This is a genomic window from Methylobacterium sp. CCH5-D2 (assembly GCF_001556475.1).
GTDB lineage: Bacteria > Pseudomonadota > Alphaproteobacteria > Rhizobiales > Beijerinckiaceae > Methylobacterium > Methylobacterium hispanicum.
Genome location: NZ_LSIX01001084.1, coordinates 1 through 3,949, shown reverse-complemented (window position 1 = coordinate 3,949; position 3,949 = coordinate 1). Strand labels below are relative to the sequence as shown.

The window sequence follows — 3,949 nt, the reverse complement described above, 5'->3', positions numbered from 1 at the left end:
AACCGATGCCGGGCCCACTACGAGGTCCGGTGCAGGACGCGTGAAGTCTGCCGAGGCGGATTCCGGATCGGGGCGCGAACCGCGATACCGGGGCCACCGAGATCGGGGTCGATGCAGGCGGGTAGACAAGAAACCGCGACGCAAAGCCGGATGCGACCGGGCGCCCGTCGCCCCCCGCATCCGCGGGACGCCGGGGAACTCGGTATCCGTACGCACATCGTCTTGGGTTCCGCGGCGTCCCGCGTCTCCCTCTCGGCCATGCCTCCGGCGCTCACCGCGCGCGGGGCCGAACCCGCGTGGGCCCTCAGCCCTCGCCGTCCTCGACCTCGATGCCGTGCTCGGCCAGAATCCAGAAGATCGCCTCGAGGTCCTCCGCCGAGACGTCGCGCGGGGGCAGCGCCTCCTCCAGATCCTCGTAGGTCAGGGCGCGGCTGCGCTGGCGCTCGGCCTTGGCGAGCAGCGCGTCCACCGCCCGGCGGATGTCGGCGGGCAGCGCGTCGAGGCTCGGCAGGCGGTAGGTGAAGGCGGGGCGGAGCGCCGATTCGAGCAGGCCGTCGATGATCGCCTGGCGACGCGCGTGCGCGTCGTCCCGATCCGGCTGGTCCTTCTTGGTCGGCCGCTTGCCCATGCGGGCTGATCTAGACCGCGCCCGCCCCGCGTCGAGTCCCGCGCGCGACGCCGGCTAGCCGACGCCGACCGGGCGCTTCGTCACCGCGGGCACCCGCATGGTGACGAGTTCCTCCGACGCCGTGGGGTGGACCGCGACGGTGCGGTCGAAATCGGCCTTGGTCGCCCCCATCGTGACCGCGATGCCGACCGCCTGGATGATCTCGCCCGCATCGTGCCCGACGACGTGGACGCCGACCACCCGGTCGCTCTCGGGCTCGACCAGCACCTTCATCAGGACGCGCTCCTGCCGGCCCGACAGCGTCGCCTTCATGGGCCGGAAGGCGGCGCGGTAGACGTCGATGGCGCCGTAGCAGGCCCGCGCCGTGTCCTCGTTGTGGCCGACCACGCCGATCTCGGGCGTGGAGAACACCGCGGTCGGGATCAGGCGGTGATCGACGCACGAGGGCTTGGCCCCGAACACCGTGTCGGCGAAGGCGTGGCCCTCGCGGATCGCGATCGGGGTGAGGTTCGCCCGGTTGGTGACGTCGCCGACCGCGTAGATCGAGGGCACGCGGGTCTGCGACCACGCATCGACCGGGATCGCGCCGGCCGCGTCGAGGTCGATGCCGACCCGCTCCAGCCCGAGCCCGGCGACGTTCGGGCGGCGCCCCGTAGCAACGAGCACCTGATCGACCACGAGGCTCGCGCCGTCGTCGAGGGTGGCGCGGATGCCGCCCTCCGCCCGCTCCAGTCGCTGGAGCGTGCGGCCGAGGCGCAGGTCCATGCGCTGGGCGTAGGCTTCGCCGAGCGCGTCGCGCACCTCCTCGTCGAAGCCGCGCAGCAGCTTGGCGCCCCGGTGCAGCAGGGTGGTCCGCGAGCCGAGGGCCGCGAAGACGCCCGCGAACTCCACCGCGATGTAGCCGCCGCCGACGACGAGGATGCGCTCGGGCAACGATTCCAGCTCGAACACTTCGTTCGAGGTGATGCCGAGCTCGCCCCCGGGGATCGCCGGCTCCTTCACCGGGTGGGCGCCCACCGCCACGAGGATGTGGCCCGCCGTGACGCGCCGGTCCGAGCCGACGAGGCGGACCGTGTGCGGGTCCTCGATCACGGCGCGCTCGGGGTGGATCTCGACCCCGGCGCGGATGAGGTTGGCGTCGTAGATGCCCTCCAGCCGCGTCACCTCGGCGTCGCGGCGCTGTTTGAGCACCGACCAGTCGAAGCGGGGTTTCTCCACGCTCCAGCCGAAGCCCGCCGCGTCCTCGAACTCGTCCGCGAAGCGGCCCGCATAGACCATCAGCTTCTTGGGCACGCAGCCGCGGATCACGCAGGTGCCGCCGACCCGGTACTCCTCGGCGAGCCGCACCCGGGCGCCGTAGCCGGCCGCGATCCGCGCCGCCCGCACCCCGCCCGAGCCGCCGCCGATGACGAAGAGGTCGCAGTCGAAGTCGCTCATGCGGGTCCGCTCCGGGTTCTCGTGGCCTCGCGCAGCCACGTGATGGCAGCGCCGAGCGACGCCGTCCACCACGCCGCCCAGGCGTTGTGCTCCACGAAGGCGATCGCCGCCGCCGCCGCCGCGAGGCCGAGCGCGGCCGCCGCCTCGGGCCGGGAGAGGGCCACGACCGGGCGCAGGGACAGGAAGAGGGCCAGCGCCAGCAACACCGCGCCGACGAGCCCGAGTTCGGCCCAGACTTGGAGGAACGTGTTGTGCGGGTGGCCGACCGCCAGCATCGGCCGAAGCTCCGGCTCGATGCGCGCGGCGACGGGCGTCTCGGCGAAGCGCGGCGCCACGCCGAAGCCCGCCCCGCGCCACGGATCGGCGGCGACCGCCGCCCCGAAGCTCCGCGCGATGGCGACGCGGGCGCGGGAGGAGGATTGCACCAGCCGCGCGTGGGCCGCCTCCGGCATCAGCCGCTCCAAGAGATCGCCCTCGACGGGGGCCAGGGCCACGGCGAGCCCGAGGCCGAGGCCGGCGAGGCCCATCGCCACCCGCCGGGGCAGCGCGGCGGCGAGCGCCGCCATGGCGAGGCCGGCGAAGAGACCCATCGCGGCGGCGCCGCTGATCGAGCGCAGCGCGCCGACCATCGCGAGGGCGAGCGCCAGAGCCGCGAGGACGCGCCGCCCGCGCCGCCACAGAACCAGCGCGACGGGGCCGGCGAGCAGCACCAGGGTCATGGCCGGGCGGTTGAACACGAAGGCGGCGTCGCGCTGCCCGAGCCAGGCCTGGACGCGCAGATCGGTGGCGAGGCTGGCCCCGATGATCAGCGCCGCCAGGGCGAGCGACAGGCAGGCGAGCGGGCCGGCGAAGGCCGGGATCCGTCCGGGCGCGAGCCGCGCGAGCAGGAAGGCGGCCAAAAGCGTCGGCGCGAACTCGGAGAGGGCGCGCAGCGAGACGGCCGGGAACGGCGTCCAGGCGAAGGAGGCGAGCGCCCAGGCCAGCAGCGCCAGCACGGCGAGGCCCGGCGCCGCGCGCAGGGCCGCCACGAGGTCGCGCGCCGTGCCCGCCGCATCCTCGGCGAGCCGGCCGGCCAGGAAGAGAAGCGCCGCCACCGCGACGAGGACCGGGCTGGAGCGGTTGGCCAGCGCCATCGCCAGCGGAACGAGCGCGAGCGCGGCGCCGCCCGCGCCGTAGAGGCGGGCCGCGAGCGGACCGGGAGGCGTCACCGGCTACTGGAGCTGGTGGCCGCGCTTGCCCAGCTCCGCGCGCACCCGCACCATCACGTACTCGGAGACCTCCTGGGTCCAGTTCTGCATGGCCTGCACCATCTCGTCGAGCACGGCGGGCTGGGACTCGACGTAGCGCTTGCCGGCGGGCGAGCGGAAGAAGGCCGCGATGTCCTTCAACTCCGCCTCGGTGAGCTTGTCGGCGTAGATCTTGGCCGCCGTGTCGACCATGCGCTGCTTCTGAAGCTCCATCTCGGGCTGGAGCGCGGCCAGCACCTCGTCGAGGTCCTTGGCGAGTTCCGGCCGGGTGACCGCCTGCTGGCGGATCTGGTCCGCGAAGGCCGGGATGATCGAATCGAACGAGCGCGCGATGCCCGACGAGAGCATCACCTCGCGGGCGAGCGCGAGGTGGTTGGCGTTCGGGGCGGGCTGGGCCGCGGCCGGCTTCGCCGCGGGCGCGGCGGGCTTCTGCGCCTGGGCAGGGGCAGCACTCGGCAGAGCGACGGCAAGGAACGCCAGGGCGGCGGCGAGGCGGCGTGTCATGGGAGCCTTCCGGAAGAGAATCGCGTGCATGGCCGGGGGCGCGCTCAGCCGATCCGGCCCAGCACGGTGACGTGCGCCTGGCCCGCCCGGTCCTCGGCGAGGATCGCGGCGGTGGCGAGACCGAGGAACAGGC

The 3,949-nt window shown here is 74.2% G+C and carries 4 protein-coding genes; all 4 read right to left on the bottom strand.

Annotation, left to right across the window (positions count from 1 at the left end; genetic code table 11):
- Nucleotides 1-304: 304 nt before the first annotated feature.
- Entirely contained in the window at nucleotides 305-628 is a 324-nt protein-coding gene (locus AX737_RS29200) for an RNA polymerase sigma factor region1.1 domain-containing protein (RefSeq protein ID WP_066927476.1), read from the bottom strand.
- A gap of 54 nt (nucleotides 629-682) precedes the next feature.
- Nucleotides 683-2,065 (bottom strand): glutathione-disulfide reductase, encoded by a 1,383-nt coding sequence (gene gor, locus AX737_RS29195; protein WP_066927473.1) that lies wholly within the window; start codon nucleotides 2,063-2,065, stop codon nucleotides 683-685.
- Complete coding sequence (locus AX737_RS29190; protein WP_066927480.1) at nucleotides 2,062-3,198, bottom strand: O-antigen ligase family protein; 1,137 nt, start codon at nucleotides 3,196-3,198, stop codon at nucleotides 2,062-2,064. The genes gor and AX737_RS29190 overlap by 4 nt, the downstream gene beginning before the upstream one ends.
- Nucleotides 3,199-3,276: 78 nt before the next feature.
- Nucleotides 3,277-3,816: a DUF2059 domain-containing protein gene (locus AX737_RS29185; RefSeq protein WP_066927478.1), complete on the bottom strand. Its 540-nt coding sequence runs from the start codon at nucleotides 3,814-3,816 to the stop codon at nucleotides 3,277-3,279.
- Nucleotides 3,817-3,949: the final 133 nt, after the last annotated feature.

Coding starts and splice junctions, on each gene's coding strand:
- AX737_RS29200 (WP_066927476.1), bottom strand. CDS start 628: ATGGGCAAGCGGCCGACCAAGAAGGACCAGCCGGATCGGGACGACGCG.
- gor (WP_066927473.1), bottom strand. CDS start 2,065: ATGAGCGACTTCGACTGCGACCTCTTCGTCATCGGCGGCGGCTCGGGC.
- AX737_RS29190 (WP_066927480.1), bottom strand. CDS start 3,198: ATGGCGCTGGCCAACCGCTCCAGCCCGGTCCTCGTCGCGGTGGCGGCG.
- AX737_RS29185 (WP_066927478.1), bottom strand. CDS start 3,816: ATGACACGCCGCCTCGCCGCCGCCCTGGCGTTCCTTGCCGTCGCTCTG.